The following is a 2,489-nucleotide window of genomic DNA, read 5'->3' on the forward strand; positions in this document are numbered from 1 at the left end:
GCGGTCAAATCTTTTGAAAAGGCGTTCGTCTGTTCATTTTTAGGATAAATATGGATATTTGGGTTAATCTGCATATCTGATCCAGGTTGATAAATTGGTAAAGCTAAAACACTCGGCGTGGCACGTTGTGTAATATTACTTGAAGAATTGGTTTCTAAAAACAAATAAACCTTGTCCTTGTCACCATCTTTGGCCGCTAAATTATCAAACGTCGCATTGCCATCTTGACCCGTTGTCGCGTCTGACAACTTCGTCGCATAACTTGGAACAGTTTTTTGCGCATCCTGTTGCATTGTTGCCACAGCGTTTTGTGCAGTTTGGCCCGTTTGGCGTAACCGTAAATACTGTGTTGTGACATCATACGCTGTAACGGTGACATTTGCTAAAGGCGTCCCACCAAAATCATTATCAATCACACCAGAATTTTCTTTGTTAGCTGGGACTTGGCCTGTCTCAAATGCCCGCATGTGTAAGGTGACAGTCACTGTACTTGGTGTTGTATCTGCAGATACAGTCCCACTGAACGCACTGACAATTGTGGCGATCAAAATGGGCAATAAGCCAATGGCTACCAGTTTTGACCAGATACTACTTTTCATGATTTAATCCTCTCTTCGTGTATAACCCAGCTAACAATAAAAAACTCATGACCAAAATAGTTAGGCCAACCAAGGACATCATCGCCTTGGCTTGTCCTGTTGCTGGTAACTGCGTGGTTGCTTGTTTTTGTGCATTGATAACGCGCGGTTGAGCCGTTGTCATCACCGTATTGGGTAACTGACCAGCAGCTGTTTGCCACAATGGCTCACCATTCAAACGCATCGGTGATAGTGGCGTATTATCTGCTACTACGGGTACGTCCAACTGAATGGCTCGCGCGGCTGATGATATCAAATAATTTGGTTGGGTTTGAACTTCCTCAAAAAAATACCGACCTGCTGGTAACTGGCAATCTTGCAGGATCACCAAGCCTTGACTATCTGACACAATCTTCTTAACCCGCGAATCTTGTTTGGGTGTAGTGCTCTGACACCAATCACCCGTTTGCGTCAGATAGTATTTTTGTCGTTGTCGGCGCTGATATAACACAAAACCTACCGCTGACAAAGGGATTTCCCCTTTATTTTGCGTTCGCCCATACTTAAAAAAATATGGCTGGCGTTTTAAACCCGTCGACTTGGTTTGAATCAGTGCTGGTTGTGCCAACCCGACATAATCAGCCATTTTGACAACCATTGGATCAGCCAACACTTGATTGGTTTGACCATTTTGCGTTATAGTATCCGGCTGGCGTTGCACAATCAGATAAGTCTTATCCCCTGCTTGCGGTACATGAAACACAAGTTGTCCTAATGCATCTGTGACTTGCGAATCAACTAACACCAAATGTTGGTCTTGGATGATCGTCTGAATGGTCTGCGCTTGTGTTTTCAGCGTCTGGTTATAATGGGGATCCTGACGATGTGCCGCTGCCAAATTTGACATGTCATACACATCAAAGCGTGTCCGTTGCTTGGTCTGATTTACAACTTGATGTTGCAACGCAATGGTCGTACCAGTTTGATTTTGTGCCAATACTGGCCAATTAAATTGCCAACTGAGTAGACCAAATAAGCAACAACCCGTGAAAAAGTACAGTATCTTTTTAATCATTTTTCTGCCTCCGACGTTGACCATACAGGTAACCCGAATGAAGCAAGAAACCGACACTCAGTAAACCACCAGCCACAATCAAATAAGGTAGCTGACCTGCCCCCCCTGTATTTGGCAAAACGGCTTGATTCCGATTTTGAACTTGCAAGGTAACCTGATTGTCAGTCTGACCGTTGGTTAACTTGGTGACCCACTGTTTAGTCCCACCGGTCACTTGAACACGACTATCTGGCGAAATAACCATCACGACCGGCTCGGCACGTAAGTAACCTTGAGGCGCTTGACGTTCGGTCAAGGTGTAAGTACCTGGGGTTAAGTGCGTCACGGTAAATGCTGTGCCATTTCGGTTTTCTTTAAGAGATAGCGTCTCACCCGTTAGCGCTTTAAGCTCAAATTTTGCGCCTGACACAGGTAGGGTTGTCTGGGCATCCGTCTTTTTCACCACTAATTTGAATGGCTTAATGGGATTATTTTGCGTTAATTTGACAACATTCGTTTGACTGGCATTATGCGATAATGTCTGATCAATTGAAAAACTGTCCTTAACGCCATCACCGTCTGATTCAGGTACGGTTGCCGTAATGGCTTTCCCATCACTTAACCACTGTCCGTCTGCTGTCAGCGTTAAATGATACGTGGTGTTAGCCATTTGAAACCCACTGGGTGACTGAGTTTCTTGAATGGTGTAGTCGCCTGGTGTCAACAACTGGCATTGGCCCGCCTTAACCGTCATGACCTGCTGTCCATCTGAAGATGATACGGTAAACGTCGCGCCTTTAACGGGTAATGTTGTCCCCTGGGCGATCTTGTCAATTATTAAGCCATATTGGCAATTT

Annotated in this window: 3 protein-coding genes; all 3 read right to left on the reverse strand. The window is 44.8% G+C overall.

Going from position 1 to position 2,489, the window contains the following annotated elements; genetic code table 11:
- A partial coding sequence (locus ACW12G_RS01820; RefSeq protein ID WP_455647135.1) for a pilin N-terminal domain-containing protein occupies positions 1-599 on the reverse strand: 599 nt, incomplete at its 3' end.
- Positions 589-1,653: a hypothetical protein gene (locus ACW12G_RS01825; protein WP_455647136.1), complete on the reverse strand. Its 1,065-nt coding sequence runs from the start codon at positions 1,651-1,653 to the stop codon at positions 589-591. The genes ACW12G_RS01820 and ACW12G_RS01825, both read right to left, overlap by 11 nt.
- On the reverse strand, positions 1,646-2,489 hold an 844-nt coding region (locus ACW12G_RS01830; protein ID WP_455647137.1), incomplete at its 5' end, for a SpaA isopeptide-forming pilin-related protein. The genes ACW12G_RS01830 and ACW12G_RS01825, both read right to left, overlap by 8 nt.

Source organism: Leuconostoc sp., assembly GCF_965300815.1.

What these genes read in the sequence shown, in the direction of transcription:
- ACW12G_RS01825 (WP_455647136.1), bottom strand. Translation starts at nt 1,653, where the DNA reads ATGATTAAAAAGATACTGTACTTTTTCACGGGTTGTTGCTTATTTGGT.